The following is a 19487-nucleotide window of genomic DNA, read 5'->3' as shown; positions in this document are numbered from 1 at the left end:
TCGTCCTTGGCATATTCGCCTCCTAAACGCATCATGTCATTCGATGTGTCCGGAAAACCGGGGGAAGCCCATACAGCCGCGCTTTGGACATGCTCCCTGGCTTGAGCGATGCGAACCACGAAGGGCCCGGCGATCGAACACATTTCGAAGCGGTTGGGATCTTCGATCTCGACGAAGTGTTCGTCGCTGACGATCTTTCAGCCAACCTGAACGACATCTATGGTGTCGATATTGGGATGTTGGACATTGAGGAACTGCTGCATAAGCGATCTAGGGCTAAGCATGAGTTGCGCCTCTTCAAATATCAGACGGGCGTAGCTGCAACCGCAGCGAGTTAGCAATCTTCCCTGAATCCGCTGGGCCATTTAGCACGCCGCGTGCAGTATTGGCATGTGTCTCTAACGCGCCCGCAACCCAGCCCCTCACCCCAACGCCGTATCCAACACCATCATCAAAACAAACCCCACCATCAACCCCGTAGTCGCAAAAAACTCATGCCCCTTGCGGTGCGATTCCGGGATGATTTCGTGGCTGATGACGAAGAGCATGGCGCCGGCGGCGAAGCCCAGGCCCCAGGGCAGGAGCAGGGCGGAGCTGCCGATGATGGCGGCGCCGGCGACGGCGCCCAGGGGCTCGACCAGGCCGGAGGCGATGCCCAGCAGGACGGAGAAGCCTCGGCTGTAGCCGACGGCCAGCAGCGCGGCGGCTACGACAAAGCCTTCGGGGACATCCTGGATAGAGATGCCGATGGCCAGCGCGTTGGCGCGCATGCCTTCATTGCCGGCGTAGCCCACGCCAATGGCCAGGCCTTCGGGCAGGTTGTGCAGGATGATGGCAAACACAAAGAGCCAGGTGCGGCGCAGCTGTTGGGCGCTGGCGCCTTCGCGGCCTTTGATGAAATGTTCATGAGGCAGCAGGCGGTCCATCACCAAGAGGGCCATGCCGCCCAGCAGGATGGAGGTGCCGACGACACCGCCAGCGGCCCAGGCGCTGCCGCCAAAGATATTCGAGGCGCGTGCGGCATCCAGTGCAGGGATGACCAGCGAGAACGCGCAGGCGGCCAGCATCACGCCGGCGCCAAATCCAAAAAGGGTGTCTCGTGTGCGTTCAGACGGACGCTGGGCCAGCAGCACGGGCAGGGTGCCCAGCGCAGTGGCCAGGGCGGCCATGCAGCCACCCAATAGGGCACTGCGCACCGATGGCTCGTTCTTGAGGCCATCCCAGATGAGCGCGCCGAGCGCAAATACCCCCAGGCCACAGATCAACAGACCGATGCGGGTTCGCAGCTTGAGCGCCGTTTTAGGCACAGGGCTGGCGGTGCTGCGCGATGTGTCATCGCGCGGATCGGGCTGGTTGTCCATTTCCATCGGTTGGTTGCCTGGGGTCATGTGCGTGCTCGCGTGCTCAGTGGGGGAATGGCTTATTGGCCCAGCGCTGCGGCGTACTTGCGGGCAACGACGCCCCAGTCCACCACATTGTAGAAAGCGGCAATGTATTCAGGGCGGCGGTTTTGGTACTTCAGGTAGTAAGCGTGCTCCCACACATCCAGGCCCAGGATCGGGGTGTTGCCCGAGCCAATGCCCTTCATCAGTGGCGAGTCCTGGTTGGCGCTGCTCTCCACCGCCAGCTTGCCTTCAGGGGTCACGGTCAGCCAGGCCCAGCCGCTGCCAAAACGGCTCAGTGCGGCCTTGGTGAAGGCATCCTTGAAGGCGTCAAAACCACCCAGATCGGCATCGATGGCCTTGGCCACATCGCCTTGGGGCAGGCCGCCGCCGCTGGGCGACATCACTTCCCAGAACAGGCTGTGGTTGGCATGGCCGCCGCCGTTGTTGCGCACGGGCAGGCGCAGCTTCTCGGGCAGCGATTCCACCTGGGCCACCAGCGCTTCGATCGACAGGTTGGCGAACTCCGTGCCTTCAACCGCTGCATTGAGGTTGTTCACATAGGTCTGGTGGTGCTTGCTGTAGTGGATCTCCATCGTCTGGGCGTCAATGTTGGGCTCCAGGGCATCGTAGGCATAGGCCAGCTTGGGCAGGGTATAGGACATATCGTGTGTTAGTCGTTGAGTGGAGAACAGTGGGTCAATGCCGGTGCGGCGGCTGTCAGTGCAGCAGCGTGCCCGGCGGCGGGTTGCCCGAAGGCATGGGAACGCTGTGGGCCTGCCGCTCCATCGCATCCTCGCGCTCGCGGGCGGCGCAGCGGTTGTGGTGCTCGGTCAATGCGGCAAAGGTGTGGTGCAGGTGCTTGCAGGCGGCCGATCGCAGATCGGCGCAGGCATGGTCGTCGCGCGTCAAGGCCAGCAGCTGGTGGTGGGCGCAGTTGATGCACTCGCCGGCCGATATGGGCTGGCTCAAGGTGTTGAAGCAGTCGGCCAGGTTCAGGTGCGCGACCACAAAGGCGGCCAGGCGGTCATCGGCGCAGACGCCGGCCGGCGCATCGTGGAACAGCTGGTGCGCCACGCGCAGCGCATGCTCATGCCAGGCCAGCGCTTGCTCGGGGCGGTTGTCGCGGCTGGCTTCCACGCCGGTCTGGGTCAGGCGCTCCCATTCGCGCAGCAGCAGCGGGCCCGATACGGAGGACGGAAAACGCGAGCTCATGGCAGCTCCTTGGCGGGCACGCTGGCCGCCGTCATCACCCAGGCGTGCGAGGCCTTGGCGGTTTCTGTGGGGACAAAGGCCTTGGGGTCTTCCAGCAGGCAGGTGGTGCCCAGGCGCTTGCACTGGTCGTGGTCGCGCCAGTAACCGCCGTGGCTGATGCAGCCGGTCTGGCAGATCACCAGGTTGGTGGCATGCTGGCCCAGCTCTTGCAGATAGGCATCGGGTGGGGGCTGGGGCACGGCGGCCACTTCCATCGTCGCGGCCGGGTCCACGCAGCGGCGCACGGCCGTGACGGCCGCGCGGTTGGCGATGGTCGACAGGTGCACCAGGCGGTCTTCGCGCTCCCAGATGAGGGCGCTGTCGCGCATGATGACCTGGGCCCGCAGCTGGGTGACCTGGGCGCGCAGCGCCTCGACTTCCGCACGCAGAGCATCGACTTGGGCCGTGCAGCGCGCTTGCAGAGCAGCATAGTGGCGCAGCATCACACCGTGCTCCTGCACCAACGGATGGATGTCACTGTCTGGGTTTGGCACGGTTGGCTCGCCTCCACGGGATAAACGGAAAACACTTTGCTCGGCATCAAGGCAGCGTCAAATAAAAACATAATAAATGAGAATCGTTTCTATTCGCAAACTCATTTGTATATGGCCTGCCAGTTAGCAGTGGAATAGCGCTATCAGTTGAGCGAGCCATACGGCCGGAAGGGGACATGGCTGCGAAGTTAAAATAGCTGTATAAAAATACAGATAAGCTATCACTCACACCCACCGCATCCAACCCCATGCTGGCCCCCCATCGCTACTACTACCTGCACAACTTCGAGCGCGCGCTGCAGTGGTTGGGGCAGCGCTATGGCGATGTGCTGGATGCGCAGGAGCAGCAGTTTCTGGCGGACTTTGCCCAAGCCCCCATGCAGTCGCAGGCGCTGATGGTGCGCATGCTGATGCGGCGCGGGCCCTGGTTCCGCGCGGACAAGCTGGTCTACGACGAAATCCCCGATGTGCATGCCGCCGCGCAGCCCCTGCTGGCGCTGGGCTGGATCGATGCCGATGCCGACATGGCCCTGGCCGAGCTGTTTGCGCTGCACACCAAGCCCGAGCTGCTGCAGATCTTTGCCAATGCCGGTTTGGCGCGCTCGCTGCGCAAGGCAGACATGCTGGCCCAGCTTGCGCAATGGGTTCAGCAGTCTGATCCAGGTGCCGAGCAAGAAGCCGAAGAGCAACTGCAGCCCTACCACCGCTGGCACCCGCAGGCCGAGCATGCCGCCTGGCGCGTGACGGTCGGCGAGCTGGCCGAAGGCCTGCGGCTGATGTTCTTTGGCAATCTGCACCAGGACTGGTCGGAGTTTGTGCTGGCCGACCTGGGCATCTTCAAATACGAGACGGTGGCCTTTGATGCGCAGTCGCGCGCCTTCCAGACCCGTGCCGATGTGCAGGGCTACCGCCAGCTGCAGCAGTGGCGCCAGGCGGTGGATGAGGATGAGGACCGCCAGGCCTTGATGGACGCGCTGGCCGCCTGGCGCAGCGCCAACCCCTGGCTGCAGCAGCGCCATGCCAAGGTGCTGCTGCGCCTGGGCCAGGCCTGCGAGCGCAGCCAAAGCTGGGCGCTGGCCGAGCAGGCCTATGCCGCCAGCCCCTACCCGGGTGCGCGCCACCGCCGCATGCGCGTGCTGGAGCGCATGGAGCGCTTTGACGAGGCCCTGGCCCTGGCCAGCGCCGCTGCGCAGCAGCCCGAGAGCGATGAAGAAAGCCAGCGCCTGGCCCGCATGCTGCCGCGCCTGCGCCGCCACCTGGGCCAGCGCAGCGCCAGCCGCCGCGCGCTCAAACCCGAGGTGGCGCAGCTGCGCGAGGATGTGGCGCTGGACCGGGTGCTGCGCATGCCACGCATGGCACCCGATCTGGCGGCGATGGATGCGCTGAGCGATGCCGCAGCGTTGGAAGCGGCCTTGCGCGCTGGCGAGGCCATGAACACCGCCGAGGCCCCCGAAGGCCTGCGCCTGATGCCGGTGGAATACGCCTTGCGCGACCACTGGCACCGCGACGATGCGCCGGTGTTTTATGTCGAGAACGCGCTGGTCAATTCGCTGTTTGGCCTGCTGTGCTGGCCGGCGATTTTTGCGCCATTGCCGGGGGCGTTTTTTCATCCGTTCCAGGCGGGGCCGGCCGATGTGTATGCGCCCGATTTTGTTGCGCGGCGTGCGGCGCTGTTTGGCGCTTGTCTGGCCATGCTGGATGACGGCAGCTACGCCGAGGTGATCCGCCAGCGCTTTGCCGACAAGGCCGGCCTGCAGTCGCCCTTTGTGTTTTGGGGCACGTTGACCGATGCCCTGCTGGAGCATGCGCTGGCCTGCATACCGGCGGCCCACCTCAAGCTGCTGTTCCAGCGCCTCCTCGGCAATCTGCAGGCCAACCGCACCGGCTTTCCGGACCTGGTGCGCTTCTGGCCGCTGGAGCGGCGCTACCAGCTGGTGGAGGTCAAAGGCCCGGGCGATAAGCTACAGGACAACCAGATCCGCTGGCTGGAGTACTGCGCCGCCCATGGCATACCGGTGGGCGTCTGCCATGTGCAGTGGCGCGAGGCGGGCGCATGAGCTACACCGTGGCGGTGCGCGCCTTGTGCGAGTTCACCGCCCGCGCGGGTGACCTGGATTTGCGCTTTACGCCGGCGCCATCGGCACTGGAGGGCATCGAAGGCCATGGCCTGGTACGCGCCCGCCGGGGTGCGGGCTATGAGGCGGAACTGCGCCTGGCTGGCAGCTTTGAAGACCTGCAGGTGCGCGGCCGCGCCGATGGCTTTGACCCGACCCTGGGTCAGCTCGAAGAAATTAAAACCTACCGGGGCCAGATCGACAGCGTGCGCGACAACCACCGCGCCTTGCACTGGGCGCAGGCCAAGGTCTACGGCCACCTGCTGTGCCTGGAGCGGGGCCTGCCCAACCTGAAGGTGGCGCTGGTCTACTTTAATGTGGGCACGCAGCAGGAGACCGTGCTGGCCGAGCAATACAGCGCCGCCGAGCTGCAGGCGTTTTTTGAGCAGCAATGCCGCCTGTTTTTGGACTGGGCGCGCAGCGAGGCCGCGCACCGCAGCGCGCGGGATGCGGCGCTCACGGCGCTGCGCTTTCCGTTTGCGCAGTTCCGCAGCGGGCAGCGGGCGCTGTCGGTGGCGGTGTACCGCACCGCGCAGGCAGGCTTGCAGGCGGGCGGCGGCAGCTGCCTGATGGCGCAGGCGCCCACCGGCATTGGCAAGACCGTGGCCACGATTTTTCCGATGCTCAAGGCCAGTGCGGCGCAGGGGCTGGACAAGCTGTTTTTTCTGACCGCCAAGACCACCGGCCACCGGCTGGCCCTGCATGCGCTGGGCCTGTTGCAGACGGCGCTGCAGGGCCAGACAGGGGCCGTGCCACTGCGCGTAGTCGATCTGTAGGCGCGCGACAAAAGCTGCGAGCACCCGGACAAGGCCTGCCATGGCGAATCCTGCCCGCTGGCCCGGGGCTTTTACGACCGCCTGCCTGCCGCCCGCGCCCAGGCCCTGGCGCAGGAGCCGATGCTGACGCCCGACAAGGTACGCAGCCTGGCGCTGCAGCACCAGGTCTGCCCCTATTACCTGACCCAGGAGCTGGCGCGCTGGAGCGATGTGGTGGTTGGTGACTACCACTACTTTTACGACAGCGCCGCCATGCTGTATGCGCTGACCCAGGCGCACCAGTGGAAGGTGGGCGTGTTGGTGGATGAGGCCCACAACCTGCTCGAACGCGCGCGCCGCATGTACACGGCCGAGCTGCCGCAGCACACCCTGGCTGCAGCGCGCAAGGCGGCAACCGGCCCGGTCAAGAAATCGCTGGATGCCTTGAACCGCCAATGGACGGCCCTGAACAAGGCCCAGCAAGAGGGCGGGCAGGACTACCAGGTCTACCCCGAGCTGCCGCCCGGCCTGCTGGGCAGCGTGCAGCGCGCCGTGGCCGCCATTGCCCAGGCCCAGGGCGACAGCCCCATGCTGCCCGGCGATGCGGTGCTGGGCTTTTATCTGGAGGCGCTTTCCTGGCTGAACCTGGCCGAGCAGCTGGGGCCGCATGCGCTGTTTGATACCAGTTTGTGGAGCAGCGCGGCGTCCGGCCGCCGGGGGCCCATGTCCACGCTCTGCATCCGCAATGTGGTGCCCGCACCGCACCTGGCCGCGCGCCATACCGCCGCCTGCGCTACCGTGCTCTTCTCCGGCACCCTGGGGCCGCAGGCCTTCTACCAGGATCTGCTAGGCCTGCCGCCCGCCACGCATTGGGTGGATGTACCGTCACCCTTCCAGGCCGCGCAGCTGCAGGTGCAGATTGCGGGCCATATCTCCACCCGCTACCAGGACCGGGCGCAGTCGCTGGTGCCGATTGCCGAGCTGGTGGCGGCGCAGTTTGCCCGTCAGCCGGGCAACTACCTCTGCTTTTTCAGCAGCTTTGATTATTTGCAGCGCGCGGCCGAATGCATTCAGCGCCTGCATCCGCAACTGCCGCTGTTCTGCCAGACCTCGGCGATGGACGATGCCGGGCGCGCCGCGTTTTTGGCGCGCTTTGATGAGGCGGGGCAGGGCATTGGCCTGGCGGTGCTGGGCGGGGCGTTTTCAGAAGGGGTGGATTTGCCCGGCAACCGGCTGATTGGCGCCTTTATTGCCACCCTGGGCCTGCCGCAGATCAACCCCATCAACACGCATATGCAGCAGGCCATGGCCCAGCGCTTTGGCGCCGCCAAGGCCTATGACTACACCTACCTCTACCCGGGGCTGCGCAAGGTGGTGCAGGCTGCCGGGCGGGTGATTCGCAGTGAGGACGACCGGGGCGTGGTGGTGCTGATCGACGACCGCTTTCACCGCGCCCAGGTGCGCGCGCTGCTGCCAAGCTGGTGGGAGCCGCAAAAACTGTAGCGCAGCGTTTGTCTCAGAGGCTGTTAGGGGTTTCTGTACCAAATTTCCCATGCCTTAGGGCGCTGTAAGAAAATACGGGCCTCTATGCCGATCCAAGCCTTTTCTTTCTCGCCCCTGCGCCCTGTGGCCGGGGCCGCTGCGCTGCTGTGCGCCCTGTCCGCCGCTGCGCAAACTGCACCAGCAACACCTTCCACCCCTGAAGCCACACAGGCACCCGCTGCCGAAGCCACCTTGCCCACCGTGTCGGTGCGCTCGGCCGTCGGCACGGCCGATCTGCTGCGCCTGCCGGCCTCGGCCAATGTGGTGGAAGGCAGCGAGCTGCAGGATCGGCAGATGCAGGTCAACCTGTCCGAAGCGCTGGGCAGCGTGCCCGGCCTGACCCTGAACAACCGCAACAACTATGCCCAGGATCTGCAGCTGAGCGTGCGCGGCTATGGCGCGCGTTCCACCTTTGGTGTGCGTGGCGTGCGCCTGTATGTCGATGGCATACCTGCCACCATGCCCGATGGCCAGGGCCAGACCTCGAATGTCGATATCTCCAGCCTGGAGCGGGTGGAGGTGCTGCGCGGCCCGTACTCGGCGCTGTACGGCAATGCCTCGGGCGGTGTGCTGAGCTTTTACACCGAAGACCCGCAAGGCCCCCTGAAGCTGGAAACCGGCGTGAGCGTGGGCAGCGATGGCCAGCAGCGCTACAGCCTGAAGGCCAGCGGCCAGACCGATGGCGGCATGGGTTATGTGCTGAGCACCAGCCGCTTCATGACCGATGGCTACCGCGAGCACAGCGCCGCCGACCGCAACCTGCTCAACGCCAAGCTGGTGATTCCGCTGGCGCATGGCGACAAGCTGACCCTGGTGGCCAACCACACCCAGGGCGATGCGCAGGACCCGCAGGGCCTGACCATGGCGCAGTGGCAGGCCGATCCGCGCCAGGCCAGCAGCGTGGCCGACCAGTACAACACGCGCAAATCGCTGGAGCAGCAGCAGCTGGGCGCCACCTATGACCTGCACATCAACGCCCAGCAAAGCCTGAGCCTGTCGGCCTACTACGGCCACCGCAGCATGCTGCAGTACCAGTCCATCCCCAAGGCGCCACAGCTGTCGCCGGGCCATGCCGGCGGCGTGATCGACATGGCGCGCGACTATGCCGGTGCCCGCCTGGTCTGGGTGGGTGAGTTCGATACCATCGTGCCGCTGCAGCTGAGCGCGGGGCTGGATCTGCAGCAGATGACCGAGAACCGCCAGGGCTACGAGAATTTTGTCGGCGATACGTATGGGGTGCGCGGCCAGCTGCGCCGGGATGAGAAAAACAAGGTCAGCAGTACCGACCCCTTTGTGCAGGCGCGCTGGCAGCTGGCGCCCCGCTGGAGCCTGGACACCGGCCTGCGCTACAGCCGCGTGCGCTTCAGATCGGACGACTACTACATCACCCCCGGCAATGGCGACGACAGCGGCAGCAGCCGCCACAGCAAGCTGCTGCCTGTCGCCTCGCTCTCTTACCAGCTCAGCCCGCAGCAGACGGTTTACGCCAGCGTGGGGCGCGGCTTTGAGACGCCGAGCATCACCGAGATGTCCTACCGCAACAGCGGCTCGGGCCTGAACACCGATCTGCGGCCCACCAGCAGCACGCAGTGGGAGCTGGGCTACCGCCAGCAGCTGCGCGGCGATGCGCTGCGCGGGCTCTGGAGCGCGGCGCTGTTCCAGTCGCACAGCAGTGACGAGATCGTGACCGACCAGAGCGCTGGCGGCCGCACCACCTACCGCAATGCCGGCAAAACCCGGCGCCAGGGCCTGGAGCTGTCGGCCCAGCTGGACCTCATGCGCGACTGGCAGCTGCGCGCCGCCTACACCTGGCTGGATGCACGCTTCCGCGAGGATTCGGGCAGTGGCATCGCTGGCCAGCGCCTGCCCGGCCTGGCACGCCACAACGCCTACCTGGGCGCTGACTGGCACTTTGCGCCGGCCTGGACGGTCGGCATGGGTGTGCAGGCCAGCTCCAATGTGCAGGCCAACGATGCCAATACGCAGGCTGCCCCCGGCTATGCCACCACCGCCCTCAGCCTGGGCTACCGCGCACAGATTGCCCCGCGCTGGACCCTGGCCGCGTTTGCAAGGGTCAACAATGTGTTCGACAAGAACTACATCGGCTCGGTCATCGTCAATGACGGCAACCAGCGCTATTTTGAAAGCGCAATGGGGCGCAACTGGGCCAGTGGCGTCAACGTGACCTACCAGTTTTAAGCGCTTACCGCAGCTATCGCCCCCCGGGATGCTTATCCACAGCTTGCTGGTGCATAGCGCGGGGGCATAGGGCCAGCCGGTAAAATCCCCGGTTTTGCGGGCTGGCCGCCGGCTGTAGAGTCCTGGCCCAGCGCTTGCCGCAAGCCCCGTTTTTAAAACCACCCGCCTGCGCTGCGCAGCTGCCCCGGCCCTGACCGCGCAGCGCCATAGCGCCCTGGCGGGTGTCTGTTGGTGCCTCCATGAACAACACCCCCCCATCTTTTTTCAGCCGCATCGCCATAGCGATCGGCAGCTTCTTCGCCATTCTGGGCAATGGCCGCCTCGCCGCTGATGTGCAGCGCGTGCGTGGCGGTGAACGCCTGGCGGCTGATGTGCCCCCCCAGGAAGTGCGTGTCGAAGTCCCGGTCGAGAAGATCGTCGAAGTCCGCATTGAAGTGCCGGTCGAGAAAATCGTCGAGAAGACGGTAGAAAAGCGGGTCGAAGTACCGGTGGAAAAGCTGGTCGAGAAGCTCGTTGAAAAGACCGTGCAACTGCCCACCGAGACCGCTGCGCTGCAGCTGCTGGGTTTGCTCCAGCGCGAGGCCCGCTTTGTCGACTTTATCCAGGAAGACGTGGCGCCCTACACCGATGCCGAGATTGGCGCCGCCGCCCGCGTGGTGCATGAAGGCTGCCGCAAGGTGCTGCGCGAGCACTTCGCGCTGGCCCCTGTGCGTGCCGAGGCCGAAGGCAGCCGCATCACCTTGCAGGCCGGCTTTGATGCCGCTGCCGTGCGCCTGACCGGCAATGTGGTGGGCCAGGCCCCGTTCACCGGCACCCTGGGCCACCGGGGTTGGCAGGTGACCGAGGTCAAGCTGCCCCAGCTGACCGACACCGCCGCCGCCAAGGTGCTGGCCCAGGCCGAAGTGGAGCTCTAAGCCATGACAGCACCTGCCCAATTCAGCATCGGTATCGACCTGGGGACCACGCACTGCGCGCTGTCCTATGTGGACAAGAGCGCCAGCGATGGTGACCACCTGGTCCAGCATGTGCTGGCCATCCCCCAGCTCACGGCGCCCGCCAGCATTGAAGCGCGCCCGCTGCTGCCATCCTTTTTGTACCTGCCCCATGAGAGCGAGCTGAGCGCCGCCGACATGGCGCTGCCCTGGGGCGCGCAGCAGGATTTTGTCGTGGGCGAGTTTGCCCGCTCGCGCGGTGCGGCTACGCCGATACGCCTGGTCTCCAGCGCCAAGAGCTGGCTCTGCCACCCCGGTGTGGACCGCCGCAGCCCGCTGCTGCCGGCCGATGCCCCGGCCGAGGTGCACCGCGTATCGCCGCTGACGGCCTCCATCCGCTACCTGTCGCACCTGCGCTGGGCCTGGGAGCAGGCCCACCCCGAGGCGCCGTTTGATGCGCAGGACATCACCGTCACCATCCCCGCATCCTTTGACCCGGCCGCACGCGAGCTGACGGCCGAGGCCTGCAAGGCCGCCGGCTTCCAGAAGCTGAGCCTCCTCGAAGAGCCGCAAGCCGCGCTCTACAGCTGGATCCAGGCCAGCGGTGGCGACTGGCGCAAGCAAGTGCAAAGCGGCGATGTGATCCTCGTCGTCGACGTAGGCGGTGGCACCACCGACCTGTCGCTGATCGCCGTGCTGGAGCGCGATGGCAACCTGGCCTTGCAGCGCGTGGCTGTGGGCGAGCACATCCTGCTGGGTGGCGACAACATGGACCTGGCCCTGGCCTATGCCGTGGCGCGCAAACTGGCGCAAGAGGGCAAGCAGCTCGACGCCTGGCAAACCCGCGCGCTGGCCCATGGCTGCCGCGCTGCCAAGGAGCAACTGCTGTCCGATGAGGCACTGCAATCCGTACCCGTGGTGGTGCCCAGCCGGGGCAGCAAGCTGATCGGCGGCAGCATCCGCACCGAGGTGACGCGCAGCGAAGTGCTGGCCACCCTGGTCGAAGGCTTCTTCCCCCAAGTGGCGGTGAGCGACAAGCCCATCAGCCGCGCGCGTGGTGCGCTGACCCAGCTGGGTCTGCCCTATGCGCAAGATGCTGCGGTGACCCGCCACCTGGCCGCCTTCCTGTCGCGCCAAGCCGGCGTGACCGAGCAGATCGACGGTCTGCAGGGCACGCAGCCCGAAGGCGCCAGCTTTCTGCACCCCACCGCGATCCTGTTCAACGGCGGCGTGCTCAAGGCCCCGCAGATCGAGCAGCGCATCACCCAGGTGCTGAACAGCTGGCTGGCCGCCGAAGGCGCTGCCCCCGCACGCCTGCTGGACGGTGCCAACCTGGACCTGGCTGTGGCCCGTGGCGCTGCCTACTACGGCCATGTGCGCGAAGGCCGGGGTGTGCGCATCCGTGGCGGCACCGCGCAGTCCTACTACGTCGGCGTCGAGTCCAACATGCCCGCGATCCCCGGCATGGAGCCCCCCCTGTCCGCGCTGTGCCTGGCACCGTTTGGCATGGAAGAGGGCAGCGAGGCAGCCCTGGATACGCAGGAGTTTGGCCTGGTCGTGGGCGAGCCGGTGCGCATGCGCTTCTTCGGCTCCAGCGTGCGCCGCAGCGATAGCGTTGGCACCATGCTCGATTTCTGGGGCCCCGAGGAGCTGCTGGAGCTGCAGGAGATCGAGCTGAACCTGCCCGCCGAAGGCCGCGCCAATGGCGAGGTCGTCCCCGTCACCCTGCATGCCCGCGTCACCGATATCGGCACGCTGGAACTCAATGCCGTGCCTGTGGGCGGTAATGAGCGCTGGAAGGTGGAGTTTGATGTGCGGGCGCAGACGGCGGCGGAGCAATAAGCGGCGCTCTTCTGTCCAGCGCAGCCCCCAGAAAAATGCCACCGCGAGATGGCATTTTTGCGTCTCCACATTGAGGCATCAACAGGTCCGAGGAATACGACGATGTAAAACCATCGTTTCAGCAAGAAACAATGATAAAACATCGTAGATGCTCGATGCTATGTTTCGTTGGTTAATCATTGGTTTTGTGAAAAACGATGTAAAACTATTGATTTCAATCTATGCAAAGTGGTATAAAACCAATGTTTTTAAATAATTCGATGGTTTTCTATCGTGAGATCACTCAAAGACCTGTCGGTCGAACTTACCAAAGCCCAACAGGCCTCAAAGCTGTCGGCCGTTGAGCTGGCCAAACGCACAGGGCTGTCGGATCAGTCGGTGAGGTCGATGCTGCATGGCGAGGCTGCCCCTCGGTTTACGAACGCTGTTGCGCTTGCTGATGCGCTGGGGCTGGAGTTTGTGCTGGTCCCTAAGGCAGCTGCACAGAGCATGCGAGCTTCACAGGAGCGTCCACCAAACCGCATGCTCAGCGATGTTGAAAGGCGGTTGGAGCGGCTGGAGAGCCAAGTCGAGGGTAAATTTCAGGGCTTGGGGTGAGCATGAGGTATCGATCACTGGATGTTTTCATTGGCGAGAGTCGCCACAAAGTTGGTCTGCTCTTCCAGTACGGCGCTGGTCCGGACGCAACCACCCGCCTGATCCCGGCTACAGATTACTGGCGCGACGATAGTGCACCTCGGCTATCGCTTGCGGCATCGGTGGATGACAAGGCGCGACGCGAGGTTTTCCTCGCTCAGTACGTCTTCCAGGGTTTCTTCAACGGGGTTGGCGATCGCCTTCCCAACTTCTTTCAAAACCTGCTGCCAGAGGGACCTCTAAGACTGCATCTGGAATCGCTTGCTGGACTCCAGCCGAACGATGACTTTGGGCTGCTAAGCGTTTGCGGTACCGACTTGCCGGGCGCCGTGTACGTCGAGCCTGGTTCCATCGAAAGCACAGACATTGCGGCCATCGTCACCCAAAACCAAGATGCATTGGAGATGAGCGTGGTGCCAACGCCGGTGCCAGAAGCAACATCCCTCTCGGGTGTTCAGCCCAAGCTATCTCTGGTGGAAAAGAGTGGCCGGTATGTCGCAAGGACCAAGGACGTGGAGGGGGTGCACATCATTGCCAAGCTTCCTGCCTCGAACTATCCGCAGTTGCCAGAGGTCGAAGCATTGTCTATGCAGCTGGCAAGCGTAGCAGGCGTCAATGTGTGTGATGTGCGGCTCGTACCTATGACCCAGATGGAGACAGAATCACCTTTCACCTTGGGAGAAGGGCGAAATTTCTTAGCCGTGACACGCTTTGACCGTCAGGGAAAGGTGCATATTCACTGTGAGGATTTCGCCCAGATTCTGGATGTTCCGCCCAGTCTCAAGTACACCGCTGACAGGGCCAACTATGCGACGCTTTTGAATCTCGTGATGACCACCCCTGGGCTTGGCTTGGATAGTGCCCATGAGCTGCTGAGGCGCTTAGTGGTCAACGACATGCTGGGCAACTACGACGGGCATCTCAAAAACTACGGCCTGCTCTATCTCGATGGCCGTACGCCGGTACTGTCCCCCGCATATGACGTTGTCGCCTACTCCGTATTTGTCGGTGGACGCGGCCACGCTCTCAGGTTCACCCCTGACTCCGAGCCCCGAGCGCGCGTTACACCTGGGACCATTCGCGCGCTATGCAATGCGGTGGATGGTCTTCTTGAGACGAAGGCACGTGCCATTGTCAAAGAGACGGCCATGCGCGCGTTTGCCGCTTGGCCGGGCCTGATTGAGGCCTCAGATTTACTGCCGGAGCAAAAGGAAAAGCTCTTAGCCCACTTCCTTTCTTCGCCAGTCATTGCGTCTCTGAAGCGTCGAGTGGGGAAAGGGGCGCAGGCTGGCGCAGCACCGAAAGAGAAAGCCCCTGACACGCCATAACCCTCGTTCTGAACATGCAGACTCAGTGGGGGATGACGACGCCCGGCCATGTGCGCGAAGGCCGGGGTGTGCGCATCCGTGGCGGCACCGCGCAGTCCTACTATGTCGGCGTCGAGTCCAACATGCCTGCGATTCCCGGCATGGAGCCCCCCATGTCCGCACTGTGCCTGGCACCGTTTGGCATGGAAGAGGGCAGTGAGGCGGCCCTCGATACGCAGGAGTTCGGCCTGGTCGTTGGCGAGCCGGTGCGCATGCGCTTCTTTGGCTCCAGCGTGCGCCGCAGCGATAGCGTTGGCACCATGCTCGACTTCTGGGGCCCTGAGGAGCTGCTGGAGCTGCAGGAGATCGAGCTGAACCTGCCCGCCGAAGGCCGCGCCAGTGGCGAGGTCGTCCCCGTCACCCTGCATGCCCGCGTGACCGATATCGGCACGCTGGAACTCAACGCCGTGCCTGTGGGCGGCGACGAGCGCTGGAAGGTGGAGTTTGATGTGCGGGCGCAGACGGCGGCTGAGCAGTAAGCTACGGGCCGTTGTGATGCGGCGGCCACTTCGCCCATAAAAAAATGGCCAGTCAGTGTTGCGCTGACTGGCCATTTTCCGTTGGGGCAGGATCAGCGCTGGCGCCTGCGGAGCTGGCCCATGCCGAACATCGCTGCGATGGATGACAGCAGCATCAGCGCCCATCCACTCAGGGTAGGCACCGGTGCCAGATGGGTGGTGGTGCCAGGAACCGGAGGCTCCTCAGGGTTGGTTGGCGTATCAGGGTCGGCCACGACGATGGCCTTTGACTGCAGGTACCAGTTGTTGCCGACCTGGACCAGCTGGTAGCGGAAACCACCCACATCGATATAGCCGGGCGCAGGCAGTGTGAAGGCATTGGCGGCAGAGCTGCCAGCCACCTGCACCAGCAAGATGCCATCGCCGCTGGTGGCGGCGCCGGCGCCGGCCAGGTTGCTGATGGCCAAGGTGGTGGGCGTTGCATCGGTATTGCCTTGCACCACCAAGTGGTCGGCGGCCGAGCTGCTGTCGCCCAAAACCACATCCAGCGCCAGGCTGCCACCGCCGGCGTAGTTGCCCGTGACAGTCAGCACATCGCCCGCATGGCTGTTGGCCAGCGCCACCTGGCCCTGGTTGCCCAGATCGCCATTGACCGAAAACGTCGCATCCTGGAAGCGCAGCGTATTGCCTCCGTTGACGACCAAGCCCATCGCTTCGCCGGCCAGCGCGCCGCTGCCGGTGACCAGGCTGCTGCCGGTTAAAGTCAGGTCGCTGTTGCCTGTCAGGCTGATGCGCTCCCAGTTCAGAAACTTGGCTGCCGGCTGCGGGCCGTTGATGCCCGCCAGGGTCAGGCGGTCTACAAAGCCGTCTGCCGTCGAGACATCGTCTCCGCCGTCGATCAAGGTGATCTGGCTGATGTCCGTGCCATGGATTGTCAGGCTGTCCGAGCCATCACCCAGCACAATGCTGCCGCTGACCTGGGCAGTGCTTTCCAAGATGACGCTGGTGTTGCCATTGCCAGGGCCATCGACAATCGCGCGGCCTGCGCTGGCAGTCAGCTGGCCGGCCTGGATATGGATGCTGTTTGCAGCAGCTGGAGCGTTCACCGAGATCGCATCGCCCGTGTTGGCGACCACGCTGCCGCCTTGCATCTGCACGGTGTTGCCGCCTGGTGCGCTGGCCAGAATGCCGTTGGCGCCCTGTACCGTTACGGCTTGGGTGCCGAGGCTGACCAGGCTGGTGCCCGCTGCGGGTGTGGCTGATGAGGGGGTGCTGTTGCCCAACGCCACTTGCCCACCGCTGGCGAGAATCGCTGTGCCTGTGCCGCTGGTAATGGTGGCTGGCACAGGCATATCGACCGTGCCGGCCGAGATATTGATGGCGGCGCCTGCCGTGCTGTTGATGCTGGCGGCAGCGCCCAGTACCTGCACCAGACCGGCGCTGTTGGAAATGCCGGTGGCTGCGGAGTAAATGGTCAGCCCATTGCGGAAGAAGTTGCTCCCTGTGGTGCCGCCGGAGGCACCGTTGCGGATGCCGTCCACCGGTGCGGGTGCCGTGGTCGAGGCATCGGCGCCCAGGCGGGTGCTGCCTGTGACCTCGATTACGCCGCCGGTGTTCTGAACCACGGCGCCGCCCGAGCTGCCGGCGCGCATGGCTACCAGGTTCCCATCAATCTGTACTTTGTTGAGCACATTGCCTGCATTGGCACCGGAGTAGATATAGAGGGCGCGGCTGTTGTTGCCCCGCGAGGTGAGGCTGAGGTCCCCCAGCGCATGTACCAAGGAGGCGGCTTCTGTAGGCGTACCACCAACGTTCAGCCCTCCTGAACTCAAGGTATAGGTGCTGCCGCCCGTGGTGACCAGGCTGGTGCCCGCCAAGAGATTCAGCACCGATCCATCACCATATGCACCTGCAACGTTGTTGCCACTGTAGTCCGTGCGGCTGGCGTTGCAGATGCTGCCCGCAGAGGCCGTCAGTGCGGCGTTGCCGGAAGGCGTATCCAAGCAGGCGGCCCAGCTGCCCGAGGCAAAGCTGGCGACCAAGGCAGCAAACAAAACACGGTGCGGGGTGACGGGAATACGGGAATGGCTTTTGCAGATCATGGTGTTCCTGAGAAATCTTTCACTGACCTGCGCGAATGTAATTGATTTAGTTAAAATAGCCACATTTTGTAAATTTATTTGCAAAAATTAACCATCGCTGCAACACCTCCGCCATACCCGCTCAAAACACCCGCCCCTCCTCCAGATGCGTGCGCGTGCCATTGAGCACATAGTCCCCCACCACCCGCGTCTTATGCAGCAGCGGGTTGTGGCTGAAGATGGTGCGCAGGTTGCGCCAGTGGCGGTCCAGGTTCAGCTGGCGCGAGGTGGCGGAGGCGCCGCCCACTTCAAACAGGCGTTCGCCGGCATTCAGCGCCAGCCGGCTGACGACCAGCTGGGTCTGGGCGGTGGCCAGCGCGCCTTGCAGCACGGCGTCGTCCGCACTCTGCGGGGCGTGCACGATGGCATAGGCACCTTGGTCGAGCTGGCGGGCGTTGGCGGTGATGAGCGCATCGATCGCATAGCTGGCAGCGGCCAGCTCGCCGACGACGGCCTGCACAAAGTGGTCGTCGCGTGAGCGCTCGGCCGGGCTGTGCATCGCAGGCCTGCCCAGCTGCAGCACATAGTGGCGCGCATCGGCCAGGATATTGCGCACAATGCCGGCGGCAGTGGCGACCAGGATCAGCTGGCGCAGCGCAGACGCATGGCGGCCCGCCAGGTTGTCGCGCGCGCCGGGGCTGATTTCGTCGTCATAGACCAGCACGTTGTTCAGCTCCAGGCTGCCGCTGGCGGTCAGCCGCTGGCCCATGCCGTCCCAGTCGTCGAGCACCCGCACGCCTTCGCGCTGCACGGGGATCACGGCATTGACGCCCTGGCCCTCGTCATTGACGGCAAAGACGTTGAAATAATCCGCATAGGCCGTACCGGTGGCGTAGTACTTCTTGCCATTCAAGCGGTGATGGACGCCATCGCGCAGCAGGGTGGAGGTGCTGATGCCGGCGCGTGCCGTGCCCAGCTCGGTAAAGGCGCCACCAAACAGCTTGCCCTGCAAGGCCCAGGCGTTCTGGCGCTGGGCCAGGGGCGAGGGCTTGGTGTCCAGCCGCAGCAGCTCGGTGGTGTTGAAGTGGGTGCGCAGCGCATGGGCCACGTTGGAGTCAGCCGCAGCCAGGGTGCTGACCACCTCGACCACATCGGCCACCGATCCGCCCGGCCCGCCCTGTTCGCGCCCAATGCGCAGGCCCCCCAGGCCCGATGCGCGCAGCAGGTCAAACGCCGCCCAGGGCGGCTCGCGCAGCAGCTCGCGCTGTGCAGCGCCTTGGCCGATATCGGCAGCCAGCTGGGGCAGGCGGGCCAGCAGGTCATCGCGGCTGGGGTGGCTGGTGCGCAAGGGAGGAACAGAGGCATTCATGGCGGTGGCCTTTTGGGGTTTTTAAGCGGCTGCCGGCGTGGGGGTAGCCGCGACATAGGGCACACGGCCTTCGACCGGGTGGCCGGGGTCGGTAAAGCCCAGGGTGGAGGGGTGGCCGGCAGCCACCAGGCGGTTGACCAGGGCCTCGTCATCGGCGGTGAATTGGTAGTCCAGCGCACGGATATAGCCATCCCACTGCTCAGGCGTGCGCGGGCCGGCGATGGCGGAGGTCACCAGGCGGTTGTTCAGCACCCAGGCCAGCGCAAAGTCCACCGGGCTGATGCCGCGCTCGTCGGTGTGCTTCTTGATCTCGGCGGCGATGTCGATGGACTCGGGGCGCCATTCGGTCTCCAGCATGCGCTTGTCCAGCCGCGCGGCGCGCGAGCCGGGCTCGGCCGCCTCCACATTCGGGTACTTGGCGGTCAGCACGCCCCGGGCCAGCGGGCTGTACGAGACCACGCCCAGGCCGTAGGCGGCAGCAGCGGGCAGCTGCTCGGCCTCGGCCGTGCGGTTGACGATGTTGTAGAGCGGCTGGCTGGCGATGGGGCGGTCAATGCCTTCGGCATCAGCCAGGTGGGCCACTTCGGCAATGCGCCAACCACGAAAGTTGGACAGCCCAAAGTAGCGCAGCTTGCCCGCGCGCACCAGGTCGCCAATGGCGCGCACGGCCTCGCCCAGCGGCGCATCAAAATCGGCGCGGTGAAAGTAGAGCAGGTCGATGTAGTCGGTGCCCAGGCGGCGCAGGCTGTTGTCGACCGACTCGATGATCCATTTGCGCGAGGTGCCGCGCCGGTTCGGGCCCTCGCCCAGCGGGTTGCCGAACTTGGTGGCCAGCACCCAGTCATGGCGGTCTTTGGCCAGCGCGCGGCCCACCACCTGCTCGGTCACACCCTTTTGGTAGACGTCGGCCGTGTCGATGAAGTTGATGCCCTGAGACTTGGCCTTGGCGATGATGGCGTGCGCGGTCTGCTCATCGGTGGGGCCGCCAAACATCATGGTGCCCAGGGCGAGGCGGGAGACTTTGAGGCCGCTGCGGCCGAGATAACGGTAGGTCATGTGAAC

Annotated in this window: 14 protein-coding genes and 2 pseudogenes; 9 read left to right on the top strand and 7 right to left on the bottom strand. The window is 64.8% G+C overall.

Going from position 1 to position 19487, the window contains the following annotated elements:
* Positions 1-101 precede the first annotated feature (101 nt).
* Positions 102-338 carry a hypothetical protein gene (locus LPW39_RS20310; protein WP_230779321.1) on the top strand — a complete coding sequence of 79 codons (237 nt, stop codon included), beginning with the start codon at positions 102-104 and terminating at the stop codon, positions 336-338.
* Between the two features lie 84 nt (positions 339-422).
* On the opposite strand, the gene LPW39_RS20305 is transcribed toward LPW39_RS20310, so the two are convergent.
* The 4 genes from LPW39_RS20305 to LPW39_RS20290 are packed head-to-tail and all read right to left on the bottom strand — an operon-like array spanning position 423 to position 3079.
* Complete coding sequence (locus LPW39_RS20305) at positions 423-1388, bottom strand: ZIP family metal transporter (RefSeq protein WP_407928884.1); 966 nt, start codon at positions 1386-1388, stop codon at positions 423-425.
* A 32-nt stretch (positions 1389-1420) separates the two neighbouring features.
* Positions 1421-2047: a superoxide dismutase gene (locus LPW39_RS20300; RefSeq protein WP_230779318.1), complete on the bottom strand. Its 627-nt coding sequence runs from the start codon at positions 2045-2047 to the stop codon at positions 1421-1423.
* A 55-nt stretch (positions 2048-2102) separates the two neighbouring features.
* Positions 2103-2597, bottom strand: coding sequence for a hypothetical protein (locus tag LPW39_RS20295; RefSeq protein ID WP_230779315.1), 495 nt, complete (start codon positions 2595-2597; stop codon positions 2103-2105).
* Entirely contained in the window at positions 2594-3079 is a 486-nt protein-coding gene (locus LPW39_RS20290; RefSeq protein WP_407928886.1) for a hypothetical protein, read from the bottom strand. Before LPW39_RS20290 ends, LPW39_RS20295 begins: the two co-directional genes overlap by 4 nt.
* 299 nt (positions 3080-3378) lie before the next feature.
* Between LPW39_RS20290 and LPW39_RS20285 the strand changes: the two genes are divergently transcribed.
* From LPW39_RS20285 to LPW39_RS20250, 8 genes and pseudogenes are all read left to right on the top strand, one after another.
* Positions 3379-5187: a VRR-NUC domain-containing protein gene (locus tag LPW39_RS20285; RefSeq protein WP_230779312.1), complete on the top strand. Its 1809-nt coding sequence runs from the start codon at positions 3379-3381 to the stop codon at positions 5185-5187.
* A pseudogene (locus tag LPW39_RS20280) lies at positions 5184-7502 on the top strand (ATP-dependent DNA helicase). The gene LPW39_RS20285 and the pseudogene LPW39_RS20280 overlap by 4 nt, the downstream one beginning before the upstream one ends.
* An 84-nt stretch (positions 7503-7586) precedes the next feature.
* Positions 7587-9740, top strand: coding sequence for a TonB-dependent receptor family protein (locus LPW39_RS20275; RefSeq protein ID WP_230779309.1), 2154 nt, complete (start codon positions 7587-7589; stop codon positions 9738-9740).
* A gap of 239 nt (positions 9741-9979) precedes the next feature.
* The gene (locus tag LPW39_RS20270) at positions 9980-10654 is read left to right on the top strand and encodes a DUF2760 domain-containing protein (RefSeq protein ID WP_133857494.1); all 675 of its coding nucleotides are present in this window, start codon (positions 9980-9982) and stop codon (positions 10652-10654) included.
* A gap of 3 nt (positions 10655-10657) precedes the next feature.
* Positions 10658-12514 carry an Hsp70 family protein gene (locus LPW39_RS20265; protein WP_230779306.1) on the top strand — a complete coding sequence of 619 codons (1857 nt, stop codon included), beginning with the start codon at positions 10658-10660 and terminating at the stop codon, positions 12512-12514.
* Positions 12515-12787: 273 nt separating this feature from the next.
* Positions 12788-13111, top strand: a complete 324-nt coding sequence (locus LPW39_RS20260) for a helix-turn-helix domain-containing protein (RefSeq protein ID WP_230779303.1) — start codon at positions 12788-12790, stop codon at positions 13109-13111.
* Between the two features lie 2 nt (positions 13112-13113).
* The gene (locus LPW39_RS20255; RefSeq protein WP_230779300.1) at positions 13114-14478 is read left to right on the top strand and encodes a type II toxin-antitoxin system HipA family toxin; all 1365 of its coding nucleotides are present in this window, start codon (positions 13114-13116) and stop codon (positions 14476-14478) included.
* A gap of 44 nt (positions 14479-14522) precedes the next feature.
* Positions 14523-14996, top strand: a pseudogene (locus LPW39_RS20250) (Hsp70 family protein); the annotation flags it as partial.
* A gap of 92 nt (positions 14997-15088) precedes the next feature.
* Here LPW39_RS20250 and LPW39_RS20245 read toward each other — a convergent pair.
* The 3 genes from LPW39_RS20245 to LPW39_RS20235 form a co-directional block, all read right to left on the bottom strand.
* Complete coding sequence (locus LPW39_RS20245) at positions 15089-17077, bottom strand: IPTL-CTERM sorting domain-containing protein (protein ID WP_230779297.1); 1989 nt, start codon at positions 17075-17077, stop codon at positions 15089-15091.
* A gap of 121 nt (positions 17078-17198) precedes the next feature.
* Entirely contained in the window at positions 17199-18425 is a 1227-nt protein-coding gene (locus LPW39_RS20240; RefSeq protein WP_230779294.1) for an acyl-CoA dehydrogenase family protein, read from the bottom strand.
* 21 nt (positions 18426-18446) lie between these two features.
* Positions 18447-19481 (bottom strand): aldo/keto reductase, encoded by a 1035-nt coding sequence (locus tag LPW39_RS20235; RefSeq protein WP_230779291.1) that lies wholly within the window; start codon positions 19479-19481, stop codon positions 18447-18449.
* Between the last annotated feature and the right edge of the window lie 6 nt (positions 19482-19487).

The sequence above is a fragment of the Comamonas koreensis genome (genome assembly GCF_021026195.1).
Classification (GTDB): domain Bacteria; phylum Pseudomonadota; class Gammaproteobacteria; order Burkholderiales; family Burkholderiaceae_C; genus Comamonas; species Comamonas koreensis.
Note: the sequence above shows the minus strand (reverse complement) of the source record. Positions and strands in the feature narration are given on the sequence as shown.